The sequence below is a fragment of the Sphingomonas sp. UV9 genome, assembly GCF_004101245.1.
GTDB lineage: Bacteria > Pseudomonadota > Alphaproteobacteria > Sphingomonadales > Sphingomonadaceae > Sphingomonas.
In genome coordinates, this window is the sequence record NZ_SCIN01000003.1 from 58,053 (window position 1) to 82,968 (window position 24,916).

The following is a 24,916-nucleotide window of genomic DNA, read 5'->3' on the forward strand; positions in this document are numbered from 1 at the left end:
GTGTGGAACACGCCTACAGCGATGCCACGTCGGTCGCGTCGACCGGCGGCATGCCCGCCATCCCCTTCGCGACCGCCTCGACCCGCACCATCACGCGCAACACGTTGCCGCCCGAGAGCCTGGCGAGATCGGCGTTGCTCCAGCCGCGGCGGGCGAGTTCGGCGAACAGCAGCGGGTAGCCGTCTACGCCCTTCATTGCGATCGGCCCCGTCCCCTGAATCCCGTCGAAATCGCCGCCGATGCCGATATGGTCGTGGCCAGCTACCTTGGCGATGTGATCGACATGATCGGCGACCGTTGCGGCGGTGACCGGCGGCTCGGGATGCGCCGCATCCCACGCGACCAGCGGCGCGGGCGCCTTGGCGCCGTAGACGCCTGCCGGCACGCCGATGCTCTTGGCATAGGCTGAGCGCGCGACATCCCACGCGCGCCACTCGCCCGACAGGAAGGACGGGTAGAAGTTCACCATCACCACGCCGCCGTTGGTGCCGATCGCGCGCAGCAGGTCGTCCGGGATGTTGCGCGGCGCCTCGGCGATCGCGCGTGCGCTGGAGTGCGAGGCGATCACCGGCGCCTTGGTCGCGGCCAAAGCTGCCGCCATCGTCGCATCCGACACGTGGGAAACATCGACGATCATGCCGATGCGGTTCATCTCGGCGATCACCTGGCGGCCGAATGCGCTCAAGCCGTTGGCGCGGGGCGCGTCGGTGGAACTATCCGCCCAGTTCAGGCTCTTGCCGTGCGTCAGCGTCATGTACGCCACCCCGAGCGCGCGATATTGGCGCAGTACCGAGAGCCGCCCGTCGATCTGGTGCCCGCCCTCGACGCCGATCAGCGAGGCGATCCGCCCGGCCTTTTCGATCCGGCGGATATCGGCGGCGGTGGTGGCGAGCTCGAACGTCGCCGGGTTCGCGGCGACGAAGCGGCGGACGATGTCGATCTCCTCCAGCGTCATCTCGACCGCGCGGGCTGCGTCGGCGGGGATATAGACCGACCAGAACTGGCCGCCGACATGGCCTTTGCGCAGGCGGGGGATATCGGTCTGCAGCGGGTATGGCAGGTGCGCGGTGTCGCGCGAGAGGTCGACGGATTCGACTTTCGCCTCGTGCAGCTCGCGGATTTCCCAGGCGAGGTCGTTGTGGCCGTCGATCACCGGGCTGCGTTCCAGCACCCGCTCGATTCGGCGGAACAGCGCGGCGTCGGCGGTAGCGGCGGGGCTCGCTTGCGCGGCCAACAGCAGGAATGCGGCGATCATGACTTGTCCCCCGTGACGTCCGTTCCATCCTGAAGCAGCTGTTCACGGGCAACAAGCGCGGTAAAGCCGCGTCCGAAAACGAGGAAGGGCGTGCAGATCAGATCGACCAAGCCTGCGCGGGACAGCGCAATACATGCAAGCGACAGCCGGCTCTCCACCGCGATCGCGATCGCGCGGCTGATCGGGATCATGGGGATCGTCTATGTCCATGCCTGGACCGGGCGGACCGCCGAGGAGCTGGCGGCGGTCGCGTTCGGCGGGCAGGCGGTGCTGCGGACGATGCTCGCCGAGCTGTTCGGGCGGAGCGCGGTGCCGTTGCTCGGCATGATCTCGGGCTGGCTCGTCGTCTCGACCGCGGCGCGGCAGGGCTATGCGCCGTTCCTGTTGGGCAAGGCGCGGACGATCCTGTTGCCGATGCTGCTGTGGAACGCGATCGCGATTCTGCTGGTGGGGGCGGCGGCGACGTTCGGCGATCTGAAGGCGCCGACCCCGACGAGCCTTGGCTGGACGCTCAACGAACTCGTGCCGCTGGTGCATGCCAACGACATCAATGTGCAGATGCCGTTCCTGCGCGATCTGTTCGTCTGCATGATGATCGCGCCGGTGCTGGTGCGGGCGTCGAGTGCGTGGCTGGCTGCGGTCGCGCTGGTGGTGGTCGTGTGGAGCGTATCGGGGGTGCATATCCCGCTATTGCTGCGGCCGCAGATCCTGTTGTTCTTTACCGCGGGGATCGCCGCGCGGCGGTTTGGCCTGGCAGAACGGGTGGCGAAGTGGCCTGTCGTGTTGTGCGCTCTGCCGTTCGTGGTGCTGATCGCGCCGAGGCTGTGGACGGCTTTGCTGGGAAACACGTTTTTCGACGCGCACATGCATGTGATGACGGCGTTCGATCTCGTGTTCCGGCTGGCGTCCGCGGTGCTGTTCTGGCGGCTGGCCTGGGCGCTGGCGGGGAGCGGCGTCGCGGACCGGCTGCGGGCGACGGAGCGGTACGGGTTTCTCGCGTTCTGCGATCACCTGGTGCTGTTGTGGCTGCTCGGGCCGGTGATCGGGCTGGCGACCGGAGCGCTCGGGGCGCCGATCTATCCGCTGTATCTGTTGGTGCAGCCACTGCTGGTGCTCGGCGCGACGATCGTCTTGGGGCGGATGCTGCTGACGGTTTGGCCTGCGGCGGCGAGGGTGTTGAGCGGGGGGCGGCTGGGACGTTAGCGCGTCAGGACCCGCGCGACGGCGGGTCGAGCTGGTTCACCCATTCCTGGTTGTGGACGACGGTCGAGCGCACCGGCCGGCCGGCGGCGTCGAGCCAGGGGCGATAGCGGAAGCGCAGTTCGATCAGGCGGCAGGTGGTCGCGTCGAGCACCGCGTTGCCGCTGGAGTGCGTGACGCTGCAATGCGTGACGCTGCCGTCGGTCTCGACCGTGTAGCGGACGCCGACGATCCCGCCCGCACCGATCACCGCCTCGGCATTGGGGAAATCCTTGTTCTTGAAGCGGCCCTTGAGGAGGCGGGGCGGAGTCTCGTCGCCGCCATCGCCGTCGCCGTTTCCGGAGCGGCCGCTGCCGGTGCCGTTTCCCTCGCCGCCGGCACCTGTGCCCGGTCCGGGGACGGGCGCGGCGCCGGTGGTGGCGTCGTTGCCGGGGCCTGGCTTCAGCGCGGCGATGACCGGCGGCGGGGGGATGATCGGGGGGACGATCGGTTTGGGGACGACGATTTCGGTCGCCTTGGCGCGCAGGTTCGCGGGGGACGCTGCGCCTTCGGGGCGGTGGCTTTTCGCGGGGCGGGGGACGATCTTTTCCGGTGGCGGTGGTGGGGGCGGTGGACCTACCGCAAAGGTCTTGAGGGCGTCGGGGACCGCGGTGGGGAGGCTGACGCCGAGGCCGAGGACAAGCGCGTAACCGATCAGCGCGCAGAGGAGCGCCGCGCTGGCGGCGGATAGCAGGCGGTCGCGCGGGTTCTGGTGGGCGCCGTACATGCTGGGTAGTTGGGGAGGCGGACGGTGGGGGGCAACTCCGCGCGTCGGGGTTGCGTGAGTGGTGATAGCCCGACCGTCCGACATCTATTCGGTCAGGGCCTGCTGTTCGGCGCTATCCGTGCGAGACAAAGGTAGCTTGCATCCCTGCGAAGGCGGGGACCCAGACTGGGCTCCCGCCTTCGCGGGAGAACACGGAAGAGCGGACTGTCGTTCGAACGCGAGCGCGTCCCTGCTTCAGGACGATAGGTACCGAGGTATTCCGAGTGTCACCGATCGCATGCTGGATGCTCGGATCGGTGGGTGCCGTGACGTGCCCGGCATCACGGGCGCGGGCGATACGCCGATTTGGTAGGTACGAGAACGGGCGGTGCGACCTAAGTCACACCGCCCGTTCTTGGCGCGCGACGCGGGAGTAAATCCCGCGTCGTCGGTCGACGCTGAAGCGCCGGCGGCCGGGCTTGCTGTTGCGCTCGGCTTTGCCTTGCGCAGCGGCGTTCGCCTACAGCTTCGCCGTCAACTCCGGCACGATCTTGAACAGATCGCCGACCAGGCCGATGTCCGCGACCTGGAAGATCGGCGCGTCCTCGTCCTTGTTGATCGCGACGATGACCTTCGAGTCCTTCATGCCCGCGAGATGCTGGATCGCGCCCGAGATGCCGATCGCGACATACACTTCCGGCGCGACGATCTTGCCGGTCTGACCGACCTGATAGTCGTTCGGGGCATAACCGGCATCGACCGCGGCGCGCGAGGCACCGACGCCGGCACCGAGCTTGTCCGCCAGCGGATCGATCGTCGCGTGGAACTGCTCGCTCGAGGCCAACGCTCGGCCGCCCGAGACGATGATCTTCGCGCTGGTCAGCTCCGGACGCTCGTTCTTGGCGATCTCGGCGCTGGCGAAGGTCGACAGACCCTTGTCACCGGTCGACGCGACCGCCTCGATCTCGCCCGAACCACCCTCGGTCGCGGCCTTGGCGAAGGCCGTGCCGCGCACCGTGATGACCTTCTTCGCATCCGACGACTGCACGGTTGCGATCGCGTTGCCGGCGTAGATCGGACGCGTGAACGTGTCCTCGCTCTCGACCGACAGGATGTCGCTGATCTGCATGACGTCGAGCAAGGCGGCAACGCGCGGCGCGATGTTCTTGCCGTGCGTGGTCGACGGCGCGAGGAACGCGTCGTGATGGCCCATCAGCTCGACGATCAGCGGCGCGACGTTCTCGGCCAGCGCATGCGCGAACGCGGCGTCGTCGGCGACATGCACCTTGCCGACGCCGGCGATCTTCGCGGCTTCGGCCGCAACGCCGTCGACGCCCTGGCCGGCGACCAGCAGATGGACTTCGCCAAGCTGGCTTGCCGCCGTGACGGCAGACAGCGTGGCATCCTTGACGGCCGTGCCGTCATGTTCGACCCAGACGAGCGTCTTCACTTGGTGACTCCCATTTCCTTGAGCTTGCCGACCAGCGCGTCGACATCGGCGACCTTGATCCCGGCCGAGCGCTTGGCGGGCTCGACGACCTTCAGCGTGGTCAGGCGCGGCGTCACGTCGATGCCGAAATCGGCCGGCGTCTTCTGCGCCATCGGCTTCGATTTGGCCTTCATGATGTTCGGCAACGAGGCGTAGCGCGGCTCGTTGAGGCGAAGATCGGTGGTGATGATCGCGGGCAGCTTCAGCGTGTCGGTCTCGGCACCGCCATCGACTTCGCGCGTCACGTGAACCGAACCGTCGGCGATCTCGACCTTCGACGCGAACGTGCCCTGGCCCCAGTTCAGGATGCCGGCGAGCATCTGCCCGGTCTGGTTGTTGTCGTCGTCGATCGCCTGCTTGCCGAGGATCACCATGTCGGGCTGTTCCTCCTCGACGATCTTGGCGAGGATCTTGGCAACGCCGAGCGGCTCGACCTTGGTCTCGCTGACGACGAGGATCGCACGGTCCGCGCCCATCGCTAGCGCGGTGCGCAGCGTTTCCTGGCTTTTCTGCTCGCCGATCGAGACGACGACGATCTCGGTCACGCCCTTGTCCTTCAGGCGGATCGCTTCTTCGACCGCGATCTCGTCGAATGGGTTCATGCTCATCTTGACGTTCGCCAGATCGACGCCCGTTCCGTCCGCCTTCACGCGAGGCTTCACGTTGTAGTCAAGCACGCGCTTGACCGGCACCAGCACCTTCATCGGGATTCCTTCCAAGGTGAATATGTTCGTTTCGCCCGCCGGTCACCCGGCGGCGTTGACCGGTCAGATGGCGGTTTCGAGCCGTTTTCGCAAGTGCGGTACGGAAAAACGGGGTTGCCGTAGCGTCACGGCGGTAGGCCCGGCAGACCAGTTGGCATTCCACCGATCCTCCCCCGTCAGGGGGGGTGGCTGGCGCTTGCCAGACGGAGGGGGAGGACACGGTAACGCCTGTTTCGTGTCCTCCCCCTCCGTCACCTTCGGCGACACCTCCCCCTGGCGGGGGAGGATCGCGAGGTGCGTCATGTGATCGAACGAAAAAGGGCCCGGACGTTTCCGTCCGAGCCCCGTTTTCGCAGAATCAGTATGCGAAGCGAAGCGCGTTACGCCGCGACCTTCTGCACCTCTGCGACGATCTTCTTGGCCGCATCGCCGAGGTCGTTCGCGGGAACGATCGCCAGGCCGGAGTTCGCGAGGATCTCCTTGCCCTTCTCGACATTGGTGCCCTCGAGGCGGACGACGAGCGGGACCGACAGGTTCACTTCCTTCGCCGCGGCGACGATGCCGTCTGCGATGATGTCGCACTTCATGATGCCACCGAAGATGTTGACGAGGATGCCCTTCACGTTCGGATCCGCGAGGATGATCTTGAACGCGGCCGTCACCTTCTCCTTGTTGGCGCCGCCGCCGACGTCGAGGAAGTTGGCGGGGAACATGCCGTTCAGCTTGATGATGTCCATCGTTGCCATCGCGAGGCCGGCACCGTTGACCATGCAACCGATGTCGCCGTCGAGCTTGATGTAGGCCAGGTCGTACTTCGACGCTTCGAGCTCTGCGGGATCTTCCTCGGTCTCGTCGCGAAGCTGCAGCAGGTCCTTGTGGCGGAACAGCGCGTTGCCGTCGAACGCGACCTTCGCGTCGAGCACCATCAGCTTGCCGTCCTTGGTGACGGCGAGCGGGTTGATCTCGATCTGCTCGGCATCGGTGCCCATGAACGCGTCATACAGCTTCGACGCGGTGCTGGCCGCCTGCTTGGCGAGATCGCCGGTCAGTTCGAGCGCGGCGGCAACGGCGCGGCCGTGATGCGGCATGAAGCCGGTCGCCTGGTCGATGTCGATCGACTGGATCTTCTCGGGCGTGTCGTGCGCGACCGCCTCGATGTCCATGCCGCCTTCGGTCGAGGCCACCATCATCACCCGGCCGGTGGTGCGGTTGAGCGTCAGCGCGAGGTAGAATTCCTTCTCGATGTCGACGCCGTCGGTAACGTACAGGCGATTGACCTGCTTGCCCGCGTCACCCGTCTGGATCGTGACGAGCGTGTTGCCGAGCATGTCGGTCGCGGCTGCGCGAACCTCGTCCTCGGTCTTGGCGAGGCGAACGCCGCCCTTGGCGTCGGGGCCGAGCTCGACGAACTTGCCCTTGCCGCGGCCGCCGGCGTGGATCTGCGCCTTGACGACATAGAGCGGTCCGGGAAGCTTCTTCGAGGCCTCGACGGCCTCCTCGACGGTCAGCGCCGCGAAACCGGCGGGGACGGGGACGCCGAACTTGGCCAGCAGTTCCTTGGCCTGGTATTCATGGATGTTCATCGGGAAGGCTCCACGCAATTTTTAGGAAACTCGGGAATTGGTTGGGCGTAAAGCACAGGGCGGGCTGCAAATCCACCCTTAAGGCATTTGCAGTTGCGTCTCGTTCGCAACAAGATGCGTTCGAGGGCGTTGCGCGGCGGGATTCTAGTACGGCGCCGAGCGCCGTGACGCGCGGACCTTTGCCGCTCGTCGGGCCGTTTGCACAATGGTAACCCTTTTCGGGTATCGCAGTGCCATGACACAGCCCGTTTCTCTCGAGCCCACCGATTCGACCGGCGAGGAGCTTCGTCAGGCGCTTCGCCGTGCGGTCAAGATGCGCGCGCATCTGCGCGATCGTGGCCAGACCCGGTTCGAGATCGAGGTCACCGACCTGTCGCTTTCCGGGTTCCGGGCGGAAACGAGCTTTACCTTGTGGCCGGGTACGGTCGTCTGGCTGACGCTACCGGGGCTCGCCGCGCTGGAGGCTGTGGTCGCCTGGCGCGACAAGTTCAAATATGGCTGCGCGTTCGCCAAGCCGCTGCATCCAGCGGTGTTCGAGCATATCGTGGCGCTGTCGCAGCGATAGACGGCTGCGTTCTCCTGCGAGCGCAGGAGCCCAGGTTATTCAGCGCGGCCTTTAGTTACCTTGGATTCCTGCGTTCGCAGGAAAACGGCCCAAGACGTCGGCAAAGCCGTCGTCGTCGGACGGTTCTCGCTACGCGCGACCGCCGGCCGTGCCGGGCGCTGACCGCGTTGCGGTCATCGGCGCGGGCGTGGCCGCGCCTGCGTCCGTCATCAGTCGAACAGGCTGGAGACCGACGTCTCGTCCGCGATCCGCTTGATCGCCTCGCCGAGCAACGGTGCGATCTGGAGGTGGCGAATCTTGCCGTGGGCGCCCTTGATCACGTCGTGATTGCCGATCGAATCGGTGATCACCAGTTCGCGCAGTTCCGAACCCTCGACCCGCGCCACCGCGCCGCCCGACAGGACGCCGTGCGTGACATAGGCGACGACGTCCTCCGCGCCCGCGGCCTTCAACGCCGCCGCCGCGTTGCACAACGTGCCCGCCGAATCGACGATATCGTCGATCAGGATGCAGAAACGCCCCTCGACCTCGCCTATGATGTTCATGACCTCCGACTCGCCCGCGCGCTCGCGGCGCTTGTCGACGATCGCGAGCGGCGCATTGTCGAGCCGCTTGGCGAGCACGCGCGCGCGGACCACGCCGCCGACGTCGGGCGACACGACCATCAGGTTCTTGCCTTTGAACCGGGCGAGGATGTCCGCGGACATGACGGGCGCCGCGTAGAGATTGTCGGTCGGGATATCGAAGAAGCCCTGGATCTGCCCGGCGTGCAGATCGACCGACAGCACGCGGTTGGCGCCGGCGACGGTAATCAGGTTGGCGACCAGCTTGGCCGAGATCGGCGTGCGTGGCCCCGGCTTCCGGTCCTGCCGCGCATAGCCCATGTACGGGATCACCGCGGTGATGCGCCGTGCCGACGCACGCTTCAGCGCGTCGATCATGATGAGCAGTTCCATGAGGTTGTCGTTGGCCGGATAGCCGGTCGACTGGATCACGAACACGTCCTCGCCGCGGACGTTCTCGTTGATCTCGACGAACACTTCCTCGTCGGCGAACCGGCGCACGCTGACATCGGTCAACGGCGTCTCGAGATAGGCGGCGATCTCCTGCGCGAGTGGCAGGTTCGAATTGCCGGTCATCAGTTTCATGTAGGTCTTCCCCGCTCGATCTCGCGCACCCCTTAGGCGCAGCTATCGTTCGGTGGAAGGGTTTGCCCGTTTGCGCCTTGCTACCTACAGCGAAGCCATGACCGTGATTACCCGTTTCGCCCCCTCGCCCACCGGCCGCCTGCATGTCGGCAACATCCGTACCGCGCTCCACAACTGGATGTTCGCGCGCGCGCAGGGCGGCAAATTCGTGCTGCGGATCGACGATACCGATCCCGAACGCAGCGAAGAGCGGTTCGTCGAGGCGATCCGCGCCGATCTCGACTGGCTCGGGATGACGCCCGATGCGGAGGAGCGGCAGTCGGCGCGGTTCGCGCTGTACGAGGCGCGGTTCGCCGAGCTGGTCGCGAGCGGACATGTCTATCCGGCGTACGAGTCTTCGCAGGAGCTCGACCTGAAGCGGAAGATCCAGGCCGGGCGTGGGTTGCCGCCGATCTATGATCGCGCTGCGCTGGCGTTGGACGACGACGCGCGCGCGAAGCTGGAGGCGGACGGCGTGAAGCCGCATTGGCGGTTCAAGCTGGATCACGACTCGGCGATCGACTGGGACGATCTGATCCGCGGGGCTCAGCATTTCGAGGCAAAGACGATGAGCGATCCGGTGATCCGGCGCGCGGACGGATCATGGCTGTACATGCTGCCGTCGGCGATCGACGATGCCGAGATGGGCGTGACCCACGTCGTGCGCGGCGAGGATCACGTGTCGAACACCGCACTCCAGTTGCAGATGTTCGTGGCGATGGGCGCCGAGCCGCCGCGGTTTGCGCATGAGGCGTTGTTGACGGGCGCGGAGGGGAAGCTGTCGAAGCGACTCGGCTCGCTCGGCGTCGATCATTTCCGCGAGGTCGGGATCGAGCCGCAGGCGGTGCGTGCGCTGCTCGCGCGGATCGGGACGAGCGATCCGGTCGAGCCGATCGCCGACGCCGCGCCGCTGATCGCCGGGTTCGACTTTGCCCGGTTCGGGCGGGCGCCGGCGCGGTTCGACGAGGCGGAGCTGGCGCAGCTGAACGCGCGGATCCTGCATGGCCTGGCGTATGAGGACGTCGCCGAGCGGCTGCCGGCGGGAATGGACGTCGCGGCGTGGGAAGCGGTGCGGCCGAACTTGGTGACGCTGGCGGATGCGGCGGACTGGTGGGGCGTGATCGAGGGGCCGGTGGCGGTCGAGGCGAAGGGCGAGGTGGACGCGGCGTATCTCGACCAGGCGCTGGCGGCGGCCGAGGCGATCGATTGGTCGGGCGATCCCTGGCATGCGCTGACCGCGCGGCTGAAGGCGGAGACGGGGCGCAAGGGCAAGGCGCTGTTCCTGCCGCTGCGGCTCGCGCTGACCGGGCGCGATCATGGGCCGGACATGGCGGCGCTGCTGCCGTTGATCGGGCGCGAGCGGGCGTTGGCGCGGTTGGCGGCGCGGTGACGCCCGCGCGTTAGATTGCGGCCAACAGAAGGTAGAATGTTCTCCCGCGAAGGCGGGAGTCCAGACTGGGCTCCCGCCTTCGCGGGAGAACACGGAAGGGTGGGCTGGCGGTCGGGTTGCGTGCGCCGCCTCTTCAGGTCGTGCTGCTAGGCCCGCTCCACCCCCCCGGCGGAGGCCGGGGTGGGGGTAAAAATGGAAAGACGTGTGTCGCCCCGAACCTTCATTCCCCCCCCTTGCCTTCAAAATGTAACGATGTACCATCCCATTCAGCGGTATCTACCTCGCCGCCATCCTCGAGGAGATACAGGGGAGACGGACATGTACGCGGATCGACTGAACCGGACGGGCGGATTCAATCCCGGAAGCCTTGGCGTTGCGCTGGTCATCAATGGTGCGGTGATCGGGGCGTTGTTCTTCGCGGCACCGGGACTGGTGACGAGTACACCACCCGAGGGGCCGCTCATCACCTATGTTCCGTACACCCCGCCGCCCCCGCCGGAACCGGTGCCGCCCGCCGATCCGCTGGTTCGCCAGCAGCCGCGCCCCGCCCCGCGTCCCGATGCGCCGATCACGGTGGTGCAGATCCCGCAAACCGAGGGCTTTGCCGTCACCCCCGATCCGCTGCCCTACATACCGCCGATCGGTGTCGAGGGCACCGGAACCGGGACCGTCGCTATCGATCCGCCCAAACCCGCACCGGTCTTCGTCCAGCCGGGGATCGACCCGCGGTACGCCGCCGACTTCCAGCCGAGCTATCCGTCAGAGGAACGCCGCGCCGAACGCGAGGGCAAGGTCGTGGTGCGCGTGCTGGTGGGCGTCGATGGCCGCGTGAAGCAGGTCGAGCGGATCAGCGCGACCACCGACACCTTCTACCGCGCGACGCTCGACCGGGCGATGGCGAAATGGCGGTTCAAGCCCGCGACTCGCGACGGCGTGCCGGTCAAGGCGTGGCGATCGATGTCGCTGACCTTCGTCCTGCAGAACTGACCCTGGCGTCTTGCAGAACCAAAGCTGGGGTGCGCGGGGCTGGCCTCGCCGGCTCCGCACCCCTATCTTCTGCGCCATGGGCCTTTTCCGTCGCTTCTCACCGATCGTCGCCTATCGCGACCTGCGGCTCTTCCTGAGTCAGCGCCAGCCGTACGAGCTGATCTTTCTCATAGCCGCACTCGGCGTGACGAGCTTCCTGATCTACGCGTTCATGAAGGATTCGTACGTCGAGAAGGAGTATCGACCGAACATCGTTTATGTCGAGCAATGGCCGGCCAACCGGACCGATGCTGAGATCATCGCGCAGCAGAAGCTCGACGCGCCGATCCAGGCCAAGAGGCGCGCCGAGCAGAAGGCGCGCGAGGATGCGCAGCGCGCCTCGTTCAAGCGGTTGGACGACAAGCTCAATAAGATGGGCATCTGACCCAAGTGCTCGAGGCCCGCTGGATGGGCGCCGCGCTGGCGCTGGCCGAGCGGGGGCGCGGACGGACCGCGCCCAACCCCGGCGTGGGATGCGTGATCGTCGCGAACGGCCGGGTCGTCGGACGTGGCTGGACGCAAGCCGGCGGACGACCTCACGCGGAGGCGATGGCGCTGGCCGAAGCGGGCGAGCGCGCGCGTGGGGCGACATGCTACGTCACGCTCGAGCCCTGCGCGCACGTGTCGCCACGCGGTTCGGCGTGCAGCGACCTCCTGATCGCGGCCGGTGTTTCCCGAGTCGTCGCGGCGATCGAGGACCCGGATACGCGGACGTCGGGCTTGGGGTTCGCCCGACTAAAGGCTGCCGGCATCGCGGTAGTAAGCGGCGTACGGTCGAACGAAGCGCGCCGCTCGATGGCAGGGTTTCTCACGCGCCAAGCTCTCGGGCGGCCTCACGTTACGCTGAAGCTGGCCACGTCGCTCGACGGCTGCATCGCGATGGTGGACGGAACGAGCCGGTGGATCACCGGGCCGCAAGCCCGCGCCCATGCGCATCTGGAGCGGAGTCGGCACGAGGCGATTCTCGTCGGACGCGGCACGTACGAGGCCGATGCACCGCGACTCGATGTGCGATTGCCGGGGTTGGAAGCGCGTGGGCCGGAGCGTGTGATGCTGTCGAGCACCCTTCCGCCAACCCGTCGTTCCAGCGAAAGCTGGAATATTTCAGTTGGCGACCGCGACGGAACCTCACCGGGAGACCCCAGCTTTCGCTGGGGCGACGGTAATAAGTGGGAGGCCACGGACCGCGAGCACTGGACCGTCATCGCCTCCCCGCGAGACATCGCCGCCCTTCCCGCCGTCGACCATATCCTCGTCGAGGGCGGCGCGGCCGTAGCGTCGGCGTTCCTTGCGGCGGATCTGGTCGATCGCCTGCTGCTCTACCGCGCGCCGATCCTGATCGGAGCCGGCAAGCCCGCACTCGGCGATATCGGCCTCACTGACCTGGGCACTGCGCACAAACGCTGGGCGTTGGTCGACGCACGACAACTTGGCATGGACCGGCTCGAGGTCTACGAGCGCGAACGAAACGAGGGATAATGTTTACCGGAATCGTCACCGACATCGGCACTGTCGCGAGCGTGGAGTCGCCCGGCGATACGCGCGTCGTCGTCAGCACCGCCTATGATACCGCGACCGTCGATCTCGGCGCGTCGATTGCATGTTCGGGCGTCTGCCTGACCGTCGTGGACAAGGGTCCGAACTGGTTCGCTGTCGACGTCTCGGGCGAGACGATCAGCCGCACCGCGAAGGATCAGTGGACGCAGGGTCGCCAGTTCAACCTCGAACGCGCGATGAAGCTCGGCGACGAGCTTGGCGGCCACATCGTCACCGGGCATGTCGACGGACTCGGCACCGTAGTCGCGATCACCGAGGAGGGTGGCTCGCACCGCCTCACGGTCCGCGCCGGCCCCGAGATCGCGCCGTTCATCGCGCCCAAGGGTTCGGTGACGGTCGACGGCGTCTCGCTGACGGTGAACGCCGTCAAAGACGTCGACGGTACGGTCGAATTCGGCCTGAACATCATCCCGCATACCTGGGGCGTGACCACGCTCGGGACGATCCAGCAGGGCCAATCGGTCAATATCGAGATCGACGTCCTCGCCCGCTATCTCCAACGGATGGAGCATTACCGTGCCACTGCCAGCTGACCGCACCGCCGAACGGACTGCCGAACTATCGCGCCTGAAGCACGGCTATCTCTCGACGCCCGAAGAGATCATCGACGAGGCACGCAACGGCCGGATGTTCATCCTGGTCGACGACGAGGATCGCGAGAACGAGGGCGATCTCGTCATCCCCGCGCAGATGGCGACCCCTGAGAAGATCAACTTCATGGCCAAGTTCGGCCGTGGCCTGATCTGCCTTGCGCTCACCAAGGACCGGACCGAGGAACTCGGGCTCGAGCTGATGAGCCGCAACAACGGCACGCGGCACGAGACCGCGTTCACCGTCTCGATCGAGGCGCTCGAAGGCGTCACCACCGGGATCTCGGCCGCGGACCGCGCGCGCACCATCGCGGTGGCGGTCGATGCGACCAAGGGCAAGCCGGACATCGTCACCCCCGGCCACGTCTTCCCGCTGGTCGCGCGCGACGGCGGCGTGCTGATCCGCGCCGGCCATACCGAGGCGGCGGTCGACGTCGCGCGGCTCGCCGGGCTCAACCCCTCGGGCGTGATCTGCGAGATCATGAACGAGGACGGGACGATGGCGCGGATGGACGACCTCGTCACCTTCGCGCAGTTCCACAACGTCAAGATCGGCACGATCCGCGACCTGATCGCGTATCGCCGCCGCTACGATCACCTTGTCGAGAAGCGCGCCGAGGCGAAGTTCACCTCGGAATGGGGCGGCGACTGGACCGCGCTGACGTTCTGGAACAAGGCGACCGGCACCGAGCAGGTCGCGCTGGTCAAGGGCAGGATCGACCCCGCCACGCCAACGCTCGTCCGCATGCATGCGCTGTCGCCGTTCGCCGACATCTTCGGCGAATCGGGCGATCGCGGCCGTATCCTCGCGCGCTCGATGCAGATGATCGCGGACGAGGGCGCGGGCGTGATCGTCGTCATCAACCGTCCGCGCGGCAACACCTTCACCTCGGCCGTATTGCGCAAGGCGGGTGCGGAGATCACCCCGGACATGGAGGAACTGCGCGACTACGGCGTCGGCGCGATGATCCTGACCGAACTCGGCGTGCACGACATGGTCCTGATCACCAATACGCATCACACGCTGGTCGGGCTCGATGGCTACGGCCTGTCGATCGTCGGCGAGCGACGCATAGAAAGTCTTACCTGATGGCGCATCTCCTCATCGTCGAAGCGCGTTTCTACGACCATCTGAACGACCTCCTCGTCGAAGGCGCCAAGGCGGCGATCGAAGCCGCTGGCCACACCCACGAGATGATCACGGTGCCTGGCGCGCTCGAAGTCCCCGGTGCGATCGCGCTGGCGGCCGAGAGCGAGACGTTCGACGCGTATGTCGCGCTGGGCGTCGTGATCCGCGGCGAGACCTATCATTTCGAGATCGTCGCGGGCGAGAGCGCGCGTGGGATCATGCAACTGACCATGGACGGCCTGCCGATCGGCAACGGCATCCTGACCACCGAGACCGAGGCGCAGGCACTGACCCGCGCAAAGCCGACCGAGGGCGACAAGGGCGGCGGCGCGGCCAAGGCTGCACTGGCGATGCTGGCGCTCAAGGACCGCTTCATCGCGTGAGCCGGCGTCCGGCATGATGCCGGTGCTCGTGACCGAGCGCCTGTTGCTCCGGCCGTTGGCGCCGGAGGATGTCGAGGCGTGGTACGCTTTCCACGCCGATCCGGTGACGATGCGCTATCTCGGCGGCGTGCAGCCGCGCAGCGTCGCGTGGCGCGGATTATGCGCGATGGCCGGCGCGTGGAGCATTCGCGGCTTCTCGATGTTCGCGGTGACGTTGCGCGACACCGGCGAATGGCTCGGCCGGATCGGCCCGTGGCAGCCCGAGGGCTGGCCGGGCACCGAGATCGGCTGGGGCCTGGCATCGCGATTCGCCGGCCACGGTTACGCGCGCGAGGCCGCGGTCGCGACGATCGACTATGCCATCGACGTGCTGGGGTGGACCGACGTCATGCACACCATCGCCCCCGACAACGCCGAGTCGATCGCGCTGGCCCGCCGGCTCGGTTCGACCAATCGCGGGCCGACGATGCTCCCTCCCCCGCTCGAGACGTTGCCGGTCGATGATTGGGGTCAGACGGCTGCCGAATGGCGCGCGCATAGGGCGGCACATGGGTGAGGTGATCAACCTTCGCCTGGCGCGCAAGCAGCGGAACCGCGTGGCGTCGGCCGTGCAGGCGGACCAGAACCGGCGGCTGTTCGGGCGGACCGCGGCGGAGAAGGCGGCGGAAGCGCGCGTGCGGGAACGGGTCGAGAAAACGCTCGACGGCGCGCGGCTCGAGGCTGGACCGTCGGACGACACGTCGGGTTAACCCACGCCCTCTGTCATCCTGGGGAACGCAGGCTCCTATGCCTCTGGATCCTGGGTCGAGCCCAGGATGACGGCGTGGGTGGGAAGGTACAGTGCCCCCATCAGGAACGTAGCGGGCGAAGCGCCGTTATGCCTGCGTAATAAAGGGGCCGTCATGATTTCCGATACCAACGCAACATTGCTCGCCAAGCTCGGCTTCGCCGCGCGCGGCGTGGTGTATATCCTGGTCGGCTGGTTCGCCGTCGACGCCGCGTTGCGCGGTGGCGAGGTGGCGGACAACCAGGGTGCGATCGGGTCGATGGCGAACGAGTCGTTCGGGCCGGTCCTACTCGCGATCATTGCGGCCGGGCTCCTGGGGTACGCGGTCTGGCGATTGACCGAGGCGGCCGCCAATCCCGAGCGGATCGGCAGCGACGTCAAGAGCAGCCTCAAGCGCATCGGCCATCTCGTCAGCGGAATCGCGCATGTGGTCCTCGCCTGGACCGCGGCCAAGCTCGCGATGAACGCGGGATCGCGGGACGGTGCGGTCTCGCCCGGCGACGAAAGCGCGCGCGACTGGACCGCGCTGCTGCTCGATCAACCGGCGGGTCGGGTACTGGTCGGCGCTGTCGCGATCGGTATCCTGGTCGCGGCATTCCAGCAGGCGCAAAAGGCGTGGCGCGGCAATTTCATCAAGGACCTGCGCGGCGATGCGCCCCTGCCCGGTTACGTCTGTACGGTGGGCCGGATCGGCTACGGCGCCCGCGCGCTGGTGTTCCTGATCGTCGCGGGACTGTTCGGACTGGCGGCGTGGAGCGCGCATGCCAGCGATGCGGGCGGCGTCGCCGACGCGCTGCAAATGTTGCAGGCGCAGCCGGGGGGCAAATGGCTGCTCGTGCTTACCGGAATCGGACTGGCGCTGTTCGGCGCGTACAGCCTGGTCGAAGCGCGCTTTCGTCGCATCCATGTCGACCTGCCCGGGACCAATTGACGCCGGGCGTCAGTCCTGCGGCGTCAGGTCTGCGGCGTGGTCTGCGACAACGCCGCTTCGACCTCCTCGATCGTGATCCCGAACGCACCCGCCAGTCCTGACAGAGAGGCACCGCGATCCGCGAGCGTGCGGATGCGCGCGACGTCGACGATCGTCTTGTAGCTGCGGGTGTCGCGATCGGTCTTCGATTCGTCGCCGCTGCGCGCAAGCGCGCCCGAGCGACGGCGCTTGGAGATCTTCAGCGCCTCGACATCATTGGTCGGCGGGGCGTCGAGCCGTGCCTTGATGCGCTGATCATCCTCGATGCGCCGGCTTTCACGGGCACGTTCGCGTTCCTGCGACTGGAGGTCGCGTTGCGCGGCACGCGATTCGGAGCGCTGTTCGGATGCGGCCAGCCGTTCTTTCGCGCGCTGGTCGCGGTCCCTGGCCCGCTCCTCCGCCCGTCGCGCGGCGCGGTCGGCGGTACCGGGCATGAGCGGCCCCGGTCCCCTGCCGCTCGGCCAGCCATCGGTCATTGCAAATCCTGTCGTCACCTGTGCGCGCCCACGGCGCGGAAGCGCGCTGCTAGGCGATGGCGGCACCGGTGACAATCGGTCTGCCGAGACCCCGCCGGCCCGGCATTCCGCCGAGCCTTCATCTCAACACCCTCCCGTCATCGCAGCGAAAGCTGGGATCTTATCGTGAGGCAGTCGTCGCGACCCAAGAGGGATACCCCAGCTTTCGCTGGGGTGACGGAGGTGGGGGGCGGGCAACAGTGTGGGGCGCGGGGTGTGGGCGACGAGTTAGGGGCCCGGCGACGGGGTGGGTGCCGGCGACGTCGGGGTATGGGAGCCGGCTGCCGTAAGCCGGCCCCCTATCACTTATGCGTTGGCGGTTTGCAGCGCGGGATAGTCGATATAGCCCTCGGGGCCGCGGCTGTACCACGTCTTGGCGTCGTCCTTCGCGAGCGCCGCGCCGGCGCGAAGACGTGCGGGCAGGTCCGGATTGGCGATGAACGTGCGACCGAAGCTGATCGCGTCCGCATTGCCCGAATCGAGCTCCGCCTGCGCCTCCTCGACCGTCGTATAGTCGGAGTTCACGACCAGCACGCCCTTGAAGACCTTGCGGATCGCCGGGCTGAGCTTCGGCACGTCGGTCTTGCCGAACGTGCCGTCGGGGCCGGGCTCGCGCAGTTCGAGGAACGCGATGCCGAGATCCGACAGCGCCTTGGCGGCGGCGGTGAAGAGCGGCTCGGGATTGCTGTCGTCGACGCCCTGCGAATCGCCGTTGGGCGACAGGCGGACGCTCGTGCGATCGGCACCGGCGACCGAGATGACGCGCTCGGTTACTTCACGCAGCAGGCGGATACGGTTCTCGATCGAGCCACCATACTCGTCCGTACGCAGGTTCGCGTTGTCGCGCAGGAACTGGTCGATCAGATAGCCGTTCGCGGCGTGGATCTGAACGCCGTCGAAGCCGGCCGCCATCGCGTTCTTCGTCGCCAGCTCATAGTCGTTGAGCAGGCGCGGGATTTCGTTCAGCTCGAGCGGACGCGCGACCTCGAAATCCTGCTTGCCCTCGAACGTGTGCGCCTGGCCTTCGGTCGCGGTGGCGGACGACGACACGGGCTGTGTGCCGATCACCGACGAATGGACCTGACGACCCATGTGCCACAGCTGCGCGACGATCCGGCCACCAGCGGCGTGCACCGAGTCGGTGACGGGCTTCCAAGCGGCGACCTGCGCATCGGTCCAAAGACCCGGCGCGAACGGCCAGCCAAGGCCTTCGCGGCTGATGCCGGTGGCTTCCGAGATGATCAGACCGGCGCTCGCGCGCTGCGTGTAATACTCGACCATCAGGTCGGACGGGACTGCATCTTTGTCGGCACGCCCGCGAGTGAGCGGCGCCATGAGGATGCGGTTGGGCGCGTCGACTGCGCCGATCGTTACGGAATCAAAAAGGCTTGGCATGGAAACTCCTTAATGCCTGACGGGCGGAAGATAGGAGGCTACACGGCCGCATGCACCGCCCCGACCCGCAAAGATTATCTAGCGTGCCCGATACGCCGGCCACACCAGGGCTGATCGCGTTCGTCGCGCTGATCATCGCCAACGTCGCGCTGGCGTTCGGGCCGTGGTTCGTCCGCGCGACCGAGGTCGGGCCGGTCGCCGCCGGCTTCTGGCGACTGACGCTGGCGGTACCGTTCCTGGTCGCGCTCGCAGTCCAGCAAGGCGCGCGACCGCGGCGGCTGGGATGGAAATTATGGGCAGGGCTGTTGCTCGGCGGCGTGTGCTTTGCCGCTGACCTCGGGACGTGGCACCTCGGCATCCTGCGGACGACGCTCGCCAACGCCACGCTGTTCGGCAACGTCGCGACGCTGATCTTCCCGATCTACGGCTTCCTGATCGCGCGAAGCTGGCCGACGCGGACGCAAGGCTGGGCGCTCGCACTGGCGGCGGCGGGCGGCGCGTTGCTGCTCGGGCGGTCGTACCAGCTCGATGCGAAGAACCTGGCGGGCGATCTGTTCTGCCTGCTCGCGGGGCTGCTCTACACGATCTATTTCATCCTGATGGCGCGCGCGCGGGCGACGCTTGCCCCGGTTTCCGCACTGACGCTGTCGACGCTCGCGGGGATCGTGCCGCTGCTGATATTTGCGCTGGCGATGGGCGAGCGCGTGCTGCCGACGCACTGGGGGCCGCTGATCGGGCTCGCTCTGTGCAGCCAGGTGATCGGCCAGGGGCTGATGATCTACGCGCTCGGCCGGTTCTCGCCGCTGGTGATCGGTATCGCCTTGCTGATCCAGCCGGTGGTGGCGGGCATCGTCGGCTGGTTCGTGTACGGCGAGCGGCTCGGTGCGGCCGATCTGGTCGGCGTCGTCATGGTCGCGGTGGCGCTGGTGCTCGTTCGCCGGTCGCCCCCGGTTGTGGTGCCTCTTGAAGAGGCGCTTGATACACCTGATTTTGAACGGCAGGAGACGGTATGACCCAGGACCTTACGCTCGACGAAATCCGCGCAAAGCTCGCCCCCGGCATCGCCGCCAACGCGGCGTTCGACGGCTGGGGCGACGCCGCGCGCGACATGGCCGCGGACGGCGCAGGGGTCGACAAGGACGTCGCCGCGCTCGCGTTCAAGCACGGCCCGGTCGATATGATCGACGCGTGGTTCGCGCATATCGACGGCGTGATGCTCGCCGCGGTCCCGCCCGAGCGACTCGCGCTCATGAAGGTCCGCGAGAAGATCACCGCGCTGATCGAGGCGCGGCTCGATGCGACGTCGGCGGATCGCGAATCACTGCGTCGCGCGCTGGCGATCCTGGCGCTGCCGAAGAATTTGGCGAAGACCACGCGGCTCGGCTGGCGCACGGTCGACACGGTCTGGCACGCCGCAGGCGACGTCGCGACCGACTATAACCACTATACCAAGCGGACCATCCTGCTCGGCGTGTACGCCTCGACGGTCACGGTGTTTCTCGACGACGAGAGCGAAGGCCTTGCCGACACCCGCGCGTTCCTCGCGCGGCGGATCGACGGGATCATGCGGTTCGAGAAGGCGAAGGCGGGATTCCTCAAGCGGACCGAGCATGGCTTCAGCCTGTCGCGGTTCGTCGGCCGGTTGCGCTATCCGACGGCGTAAGGGCTTTCCTTCCCCGACGGTTACTGATAATCACTCGCATCATGGAAACCCGTCGCGATCCTTCCGTCAGTCTCGAAACCCTGCCTCGCAAGCAGCACGGCATCGTGGCCGCGATCGACTGGGCGCGACTCGCGGGCCCCGAGGCACGCCGGTTGCGCGAACTGGGCTTCGACGAGGGCGTCGATGTCGAGGTCCTGCACCGCGCGACTCTCGGCCAGGGGCCGATCGCCTGCCGGATCGGTCGCATGACCGTCGCGCTGCGCCGCGCCGTCGCGGGCGCCATCCACGTTTCGCCGACGCCCGCCGCCGCCGAATAATCAGCCTTCAAGAATGAACGCAGCACCGCTGGTCGCGCTGGTCGGCAATCCCAACGCCGGCAAGAGCGCGCTGTTCAATGCGCTGACGGGTGCGCGCCAGAAGGTCGGCAATTATCCGGGCGTGACGGTCGAGCGGAAGGTCGGGCGACTGATGCTCGACGACGGGCGCCCCGTGGAACTGGTCGACCTGCCCGGCGCGTACAGCCTGGAACCCTCCTCCCCCGACGAGCGAGTCACACGCGACGTCGTCACCGGCACGCAGGACGGCGAGCGCCTGCCTGACGCGCTGGTCGTCGTCGTCGACGCCGCCAATCTCGACAATCATCTGCGCTTCACGCTCCAGCTGATCGCGCTGGGCCTGCCGGTCGTGGTCGCGCTCAACATGGTCGACCTCGCCGAGCGCGATGGGCTCAAACTCGATCCCAAGGTGCTCGAACGCGAACTCGGCGTGCCGGTGATCCCGACCGTCGCGGTGCGCAAGCGCGGCCTCGACGAGCTGAAGGCGGCACTGTCGGGTATCGTCGTCAACGGGCCGATGCGATTGCGTAAATCCGACGGCAGCGTGCAGGACGACATCGTCACGCTCCAGCGCCGCGCGCGCGCAATCGCCACGTCGGCGACCGTGTCCGAGACGACCGTCCGCCGCTGGACTCACATGCTCGACGCGGTCGCGCTGCACCCGGTGGCCGGGCCGATCCTGCTGCTCGCGATCATGTTCCTGATGTTCCAGGCGGTGTTCAGCTGGGCACAGCCGTTCATGGACGCGATCGACGGCGGCTTCACCGCGTTGCAGGCGTTGATCACGTCCGAACTTCCCCCCTCGCTGCTTCGCTCGCTGCTGGTCGACGGGGTGATCAAGGGCGTCGGTGCGGTGATCGTGTTCCTGCCGCAAATCCTGATCCTGTTCCTCTTCATCCTCGTCCTAGAGGCGAGCGGCTACATGGTCCGCGCGGCGTTCCTAATGGACCGGGTGATGGCGAGTGTCGGGCTGTCCGGCCGCGCGTTCATTCCGCTGCTGTCGAGCTTTGCGTGCGCGATTCCCGGGATCATGGCGACGCGGACGATCGACGACGAGAAGGACCGGCTGACGACGATCCTGATCGCGCCGCTGATGACGTGCTCGGCGCGGCTGCCGGTCTATACCCTCATCATCGGCGCGTTCATTCCGAACACGCAGGTGCTGCCGTTCGTGGGGCTTCAGGGGCTGGTGATGCTCGGACTGTACGTGATGGGCATCGTCGGCGCGTTCGTCGCCGCGCTGGTGCTGCGCCGGACGGTGACCAAGGGCGTGTCGTCGGGCTTCATGATGGAGATGCCCAAATATCAGTGGCCGCAGTGGCGCGACGTCGGCATCGGCCTGTGGAGCCGCGCACAGATCTTCCTGAAGCGCGCCGGCGGCATCATCCTCGTCTCCACCGTGGTGCTGTGGGTGATGCTGAGCTTCCCCAAGCCACCCGAGGGCAGCAAGGTCTCGCCGGTCGACTATTCGGTCGCCGGGCGCATCGCCAACGGCATCGCACCGGTGTTCGCGCCGATCGGCTTCAACCGCGACATCGTCCTCGCGCTGATCCCGGCGATGGCCGCGCGCGAAGTCGCGGTGGCGGCGATCGGCACGGTCTACGCAATCGACGATCCCGAGAGCAACCAGGGCGGCAAGGCAATGGTCGAGAACCTCCGAGGCCGCTGGAGCCTGCCGACCGCGCTCGCCTTCCTGATGTGGTTCGTGTTCGCGCCGCAGTGCATTTCGACGATCGCCGTAACCCGTCGCGAGACCAATGGGTGGAAATGGCCGGCGTTCATGGTTGGCTATTTGTTCGCCGCCGCCTACATCATGGCTGGCATTACATACTGGCTGGCGGTGTTCGCCGGCCTCTGAGGGGCAACATGGCAGGCAGCGTCAACAAGGTCATCATCGTCGGCAATCTGGGTCGCGATCCCGAGAGCAAGGCATTCCAGAACGGCGGCAAGGTCGTCAATCTGCGCATCGCGACATCCGAGTCCTGGAAGGACAAGATGTCGGGCGAGCGCAAGGAAAAGACCGAATGGCATTCGGTCGCGATCTTCAACGAGGGTCTCGCCAACGTCGCGGAAAAGTATCTGCGCAAGGGCTCGAAGGTCTATATCGAGGGCGCGCTCCAGACCCGCAAATGGCAGGACGCGCAGGGCCAGGACAAGTACTCGACCGAGATCGTGCTGCAGGGCTTCAACAGCGTGCTGACGATGCTCGACGGCCCGAATGGCGGCCAGGGCGGCGGCGCAGGCGGCGGCGGTGGTAGCCGCGGCGGCGGCGACGACTGGGCCGGCGGTGGCGGCGGCAACGACTTTGGCGGCGGCTCGTCGGGTGGCGGCGGCGGTTACGGCGGCGGTGGCGGTCGTGGTGGCAGCGCACCCTCGGGTGGCGGCAATGGCGGCGGCGCACGCGGCGGCAGCTTCGGCCAGACCGGCGGCTTCTCGGACGATCTCGACGACGACGTGCCGTTCTAAGGTCCGTGACGACGCTGTATTCCATTCCGACCAGGACCGTGTTCGACGAGGCCGAGCGTTCGCGCGTGATCTCGTCCTATGACGTGGCGGGCGCGCGCGCGAAGGGTCAGCTCGACGACATCGTGTCGTTCGCGGCCGAGCTTTGCGACGCGCCGATTGCGTTGCTGAGCCTGGTCGAGGAGGAATATCAGCGGTTCCTCGCGCGTAGCGGCACCGAGCTCGAGCAGACCCCGCGCAGCATGTCGTTCTGCGCGCACGCGATGCACCATTACGAGGTGATGGAAGTGCCCGATGCGCGAAGCGATCCGCGCTTCGTCGACAACCCTCTGGTGACCGGCGAGCCGTATGTGCGGTTCTACGCGGGCGCGCCGCTGGTCTCCAGCGAAGGCGTCCCGCTCGGCGCGCTGTGCGTGCTGGCGCCCGACGCCCGCGAGGGACTGACGCGGTTCCAGCGCGATGGCCTCACGTTGCTCGCCAAGGCGGCGATGGGCCGGCTCGACGATCGTCGCACAGCCCGCGAGCAGGCCTTTGCCGAGGCCGAGGCGCGCCGCGTTCTCGAGGCGAGCGACCTCAAGTTCCGCACGCTCGCCGACACCATGCCGCAGATGGTGTGGTCGACGCTGCCCGATGGCTTCCACGATTATTTCAATGTGCGCTGGTACGAATTTACCGGCACGCCCCCGGGGACGACCGACGGCGAAGGCTGGAACGACATGTTCCATCCCGAGGATCAGGATCGTGCCTGGTCGGTCTGGCGGCACTCGCTCGACACGGGCGAGCCGTACAACATCGAATACCGACTGCGGCATTTCGACGGCACCTATCGTTGGGTGCTCGGCCGCGCGCTGCCGGTGCGGGACGAAGGCGGTGCGATCCAGCGCTGGTTCGGAACGTGCACCGACATCCACGAGCAGAAGCTCGCCTATGAAGAGCGCGAGATCATCAGCCAGGAGCTGAGCCACCGCATCAAGAACATCTTCGCGGTGATCGCCGGGCTGATCGCGTTCGCGGCGCGCGGCAAGCCCGAATTCGCCGGCATCGCCACCGACCTGCGTCACCGCATCACTGCGCTGGGCCGCGCGCACGACTTCGTCCGGCCGCACAGTGCGAACTCGCGCCCATCGGCGGCGCAGAACAGCCTGCACGGCCTCTTGCAGGAGCTGTTCGAGCCGTATCAGCGCGTCGACTCGGTGCGCGTGACGGTGTCGGGCGACGACGTGACGATCGACGATCGCTCCGCCACGCCGCTTGCCCTGCTGTTCCACGAGCTGGCGACCAACGCGACCAAATATGGCGGGCTCGCCACCGAGCTGGGCTTCGTACGGATCATCGTGACCGCGGCCGACGACATGGTCAGGCTGACATGGAGCGAGGAAGGTGGGCTTGTCGTCAGCGAACCAACGACCCCGGCGGGGTTTGGCACGCAGCTCATCGAAATGAGCGCGGTGCGTCAGTTGGGCGGCAATATCGATCGGCAGTGGAACGCCTCGGGCCTGACCGTCGTGCTCGACATCCCGAAGGCCGCGTTCAGCCGCTAGACGATGCGGATGACGTCGTCGTGGACGGCCGGCTGCTCGTCGCAGGCCAGTGCAGCCGCAGCCAAGATCGCCGCGTCGCTGAACGGCTTGCGGATATAGCCGAGGCATTCCGCATCGCCGATCTGCGCGGGGTTCGCGGTGACGAATACGACTTTCACGCCGTAGTCCGTGGCCATGCGTCGCGCGATTTCGGGCCCGGTCGGTCCGTCGCGCAGGTTGATATCGACAAAGGCGAAGCTGCATCCGGGTGCAGCCGCGATCGCGCTCTCGCGATCGGCCGCGATTCCCGCGACGCCATAGCCGGCATCGGTGAGAATTCTCTCCAGGTCGAGCGCGACGAAAATCTCGTCTTCGACAATGAGGGCGGTCTTGGTCATCCGCGTGTTAACCGGTCGGCGACCGATCGGTTCCGCGCTGATACTGATCTCACTCAGTATGGTGTGT

At 67.1% G+C, this 24,916-nt stretch carries 27 protein-coding genes; 18 read left to right on the forward strand and 9 right to left on the reverse strand.

The genetic code is table 11. The annotated features are described in order from the left end of the window. Window positions 1-13: 13 nt before the first annotated feature. Window positions 14-1,255 (reverse strand): dipeptidase, encoded by a 1,242-nt coding sequence (locus EQZ23_RS12585; protein ID WP_128454815.1) that lies wholly within the window; start codon window positions 1,253-1,255, stop codon window positions 14-16. A gap of 90 nt (window positions 1,256-1,345) precedes the next feature. On the opposite strand from EQZ23_RS12585, the gene EQZ23_RS12590 reads away from it, so the two are divergent. Continuing rightward, complete coding sequence (locus EQZ23_RS12590) at window positions 1,346-2,458, forward strand: acyltransferase (RefSeq protein WP_240663558.1); 1,113 nt, start codon at window positions 1,346-1,348, stop codon at window positions 2,456-2,458. A gap of 4 nt (window positions 2,459-2,462) precedes the next feature. Here EQZ23_RS12590 and EQZ23_RS12595 read toward each other — a convergent pair whose 3' ends face one another. The 4 genes from EQZ23_RS12595 to sucC form a co-directional block, all read right to left on the reverse strand. After that, window positions 2,463-3,221 carry a TonB family protein gene (locus tag EQZ23_RS12595; protein ID WP_128454816.1) on the reverse strand — a complete coding sequence of 253 codons (759 nt, stop codon included), beginning with the start codon at window positions 3,219-3,221 and terminating at the stop codon, window positions 2,463-2,465. A 499-nt stretch (window positions 3,222-3,720) separates the two neighbouring features. Continuing rightward, window positions 3,721-4,650: an electron transfer flavoprotein subunit alpha/FixB family protein gene (locus EQZ23_RS12600; protein ID WP_128454817.1), complete on the reverse strand. Its 930-nt coding sequence runs from the start codon at window positions 4,648-4,650 to the stop codon at window positions 3,721-3,723. After that, window positions 4,647-5,393, reverse strand: a complete 747-nt coding sequence (locus tag EQZ23_RS12605) for an electron transfer flavoprotein subunit beta/FixA family protein (RefSeq protein ID WP_128454818.1) — start codon at window positions 5,391-5,393, stop codon at window positions 4,647-4,649. Before EQZ23_RS12605 ends, EQZ23_RS12600 begins: the two co-directional genes overlap by 4 nt. Window positions 5,394-5,773: 380 nt before the next feature. Next, complete coding sequence (gene sucC / locus EQZ23_RS12610; protein WP_128454819.1) at window positions 5,774-6,976, reverse strand: ADP-forming succinate--CoA ligase subunit beta; 1,203 nt, start codon at window positions 6,974-6,976, stop codon at window positions 5,774-5,776. A gap of 235 nt (window positions 6,977-7,211) precedes the next feature. Between sucC and EQZ23_RS12615 the strand changes: the two genes are divergently transcribed. Beyond that, a complete protein-coding gene (locus EQZ23_RS12615) occupies window positions 7,212-7,541 on the forward strand; it encodes a PilZ domain-containing protein (protein WP_128454820.1) in 330 nt (109 codons plus the stop codon). A gap of 209 nt (window positions 7,542-7,750) precedes the next feature. Here the strand turns inward: EQZ23_RS12615 and EQZ23_RS12620 are convergent, their stop codons facing one another. Continuing rightward, window positions 7,751-8,689, reverse strand: a complete 939-nt coding sequence (locus EQZ23_RS12620) for a ribose-phosphate pyrophosphokinase (RefSeq protein WP_128454821.1) — start codon at window positions 8,687-8,689, stop codon at window positions 7,751-7,753. 97 nt (window positions 8,690-8,786) lie between these two features. Between EQZ23_RS12620 and gltX the strand changes: the two genes are divergently transcribed. The 10 genes from gltX to EQZ23_RS12670 all read left to right on the forward strand — a co-directional run bounded on the left by gltX (window position 8,787) and on the right by EQZ23_RS12670 (window position 16,521). After that, window positions 8,787-10,118, forward strand: a complete 1,332-nt coding sequence (gene gltX, locus EQZ23_RS12625; RefSeq protein WP_128454822.1) for a glutamate--tRNA ligase — start codon at window positions 8,787-8,789, stop codon at window positions 10,116-10,118. A gap of 318 nt (window positions 10,119-10,436) precedes the next feature. Next, window positions 10,437-11,105: a TonB family protein gene (locus EQZ23_RS12630; RefSeq protein WP_164913447.1), complete on the forward strand. Its 669-nt coding sequence runs from the start codon at window positions 10,437-10,439 to the stop codon at window positions 11,103-11,105. A gap of 76 nt (window positions 11,106-11,181) precedes the next feature. Continuing rightward, entirely contained in the window at window positions 11,182-11,529 is a 348-nt protein-coding gene (locus tag EQZ23_RS12635; RefSeq protein WP_128454824.1) for a hypothetical protein, read from the forward strand. Window positions 11,530-11,552: 23 nt separating this feature from the next. Next, the gene (gene ribD, locus EQZ23_RS12640; RefSeq protein ID WP_128455562.1) at window positions 11,553-12,623 is read left to right on the forward strand and encodes a bifunctional diaminohydroxyphosphoribosylaminopyrimidine deaminase/5-amino-6-(5-phosphoribosylamino)uracil reductase RibD; all 1,071 of its coding nucleotides are present in this window, start codon (window positions 11,553-11,555) and stop codon (window positions 12,621-12,623) included. Beyond that, the gene (locus EQZ23_RS12645) at window positions 12,623-13,234 is read left to right on the forward strand and encodes a riboflavin synthase (RefSeq protein ID WP_128454825.1); all 612 of its coding nucleotides are present in this window, start codon (window positions 12,623-12,625) and stop codon (window positions 13,232-13,234) included. The genes ribD and EQZ23_RS12645 overlap by 1 nt, the downstream gene beginning before the upstream one ends. Then, entirely contained in the window at window positions 13,224-14,381 is a 1,158-nt protein-coding gene (gene ribB / locus EQZ23_RS12650) for a 3,4-dihydroxy-2-butanone-4-phosphate synthase (RefSeq protein ID WP_128455563.1), read from the forward strand. Before EQZ23_RS12645 ends, ribB begins: the two co-directional genes overlap by 11 nt. Beyond that, complete coding sequence (gene ribH, locus EQZ23_RS12655) at window positions 14,381-14,803, forward strand: 6,7-dimethyl-8-ribityllumazine synthase (RefSeq protein ID WP_128454826.1); 423 nt, start codon at window positions 14,381-14,383, stop codon at window positions 14,801-14,803. The genes ribB and ribH overlap by 1 nt, the downstream gene beginning before the upstream one ends. A gap of 13 nt (window positions 14,804-14,816) precedes the next feature. Next, window positions 14,817-15,359 (forward strand): GNAT family N-acetyltransferase, encoded by a 543-nt coding sequence (locus EQZ23_RS12660; RefSeq protein WP_128454827.1) that lies wholly within the window; start codon window positions 14,817-14,819, stop codon window positions 15,357-15,359. Next, window positions 15,352-15,552 (forward strand): DUF4169 family protein, encoded by a 201-nt coding sequence (locus tag EQZ23_RS12665; RefSeq protein WP_128454828.1) that lies wholly within the window; start codon window positions 15,352-15,354, stop codon window positions 15,550-15,552. The genes EQZ23_RS12660 and EQZ23_RS12665 overlap by 8 nt, the downstream gene beginning before the upstream one ends. 153 nt (window positions 15,553-15,705) lie before the next feature. Further along, on the forward strand, window positions 15,706-16,521 hold the full coding sequence (locus tag EQZ23_RS12670) for a DUF1206 domain-containing protein (RefSeq protein ID WP_164913448.1): 816 nt from the start codon (window positions 15,706-15,708) through the stop codon (window positions 16,519-16,521). Window positions 16,522-16,544: 23 nt separating this feature from the next. Here EQZ23_RS12670 and EQZ23_RS12675 read toward each other — a convergent pair whose 3' ends face one another. Continuing rightward, window positions 16,545-17,036 carry a hypothetical protein gene (locus tag EQZ23_RS12675; RefSeq protein WP_240663559.1) on the reverse strand — a complete coding sequence of 164 codons (492 nt, stop codon included), beginning with the start codon at window positions 17,034-17,036 and terminating at the stop codon, window positions 16,545-16,547. A 345-nt stretch (window positions 17,037-17,381) separates the two neighbouring features. After that, the gene (locus EQZ23_RS12680; RefSeq protein WP_128454830.1) at window positions 17,382-18,470 is read right to left on the reverse strand and encodes an alkene reductase; all 1,089 of its coding nucleotides are present in this window, start codon (window positions 18,468-18,470) and stop codon (window positions 17,382-17,384) included. 50 nt (window positions 18,471-18,520) lie between these two features. Between EQZ23_RS12680 and EQZ23_RS12685 the strand changes: the two genes are divergently transcribed. The 6 genes from EQZ23_RS12685 to EQZ23_RS12710 are packed head-to-tail and all read left to right on the forward strand — an operon-like array spanning window position 18,521 to window position 24,472. Next, window positions 18,521-19,483, forward strand: coding sequence for a DMT family transporter (locus EQZ23_RS12685; protein ID WP_128454831.1), 963 nt, complete (start codon window positions 18,521-18,523; stop codon window positions 19,481-19,483). After that, window positions 19,480-20,133 (forward strand): COQ9 family protein, encoded by a 654-nt coding sequence (locus EQZ23_RS12690; protein ID WP_128454832.1) that lies wholly within the window; start codon window positions 19,480-19,482, stop codon window positions 20,131-20,133. The genes EQZ23_RS12685 and EQZ23_RS12690 overlap by 4 nt, the downstream gene beginning before the upstream one ends. A gap of 41 nt (window positions 20,134-20,174) precedes the next feature. Next, complete coding sequence (locus tag EQZ23_RS12695; protein WP_128454833.1) at window positions 20,175-20,450, forward strand: FeoA family protein; 276 nt, start codon at window positions 20,175-20,177, stop codon at window positions 20,448-20,450. A gap of 13 nt (window positions 20,451-20,463) precedes the next feature. Continuing rightward, a complete protein-coding gene (gene feoB / locus EQZ23_RS12700) occupies window positions 20,464-22,326 on the forward strand; it encodes a ferrous iron transport protein B (protein WP_128454834.1) in 1,863 nt (620 codons plus the stop codon). 8 nt (window positions 22,327-22,334) lie between these two features. Then, window positions 22,335-22,934, forward strand: coding sequence for a single-stranded DNA-binding protein (gene ssb / locus EQZ23_RS12705; RefSeq protein ID WP_128454835.1), 600 nt, complete (start codon window positions 22,335-22,337; stop codon window positions 22,932-22,934). Window positions 22,935-22,939: 5 nt separating this feature from the next. Further along, complete coding sequence (locus EQZ23_RS12710; protein ID WP_240663560.1) at window positions 22,940-24,472, forward strand: PAS domain-containing protein; 1,533 nt, start codon at window positions 22,940-22,942, stop codon at window positions 24,470-24,472. On the opposite strand, the gene EQZ23_RS12715 is transcribed toward EQZ23_RS12710, so the two are convergent. After that, a complete protein-coding gene (locus tag EQZ23_RS12715) occupies window positions 24,469-24,849 on the reverse strand; it encodes a response regulator (protein WP_128454836.1) in 381 nt (126 codons plus the stop codon). The genes EQZ23_RS12710 and EQZ23_RS12715 overlap by 4 nt on opposite strands. Between the last annotated feature and the right edge of the window lie 67 nt (window positions 24,850-24,916).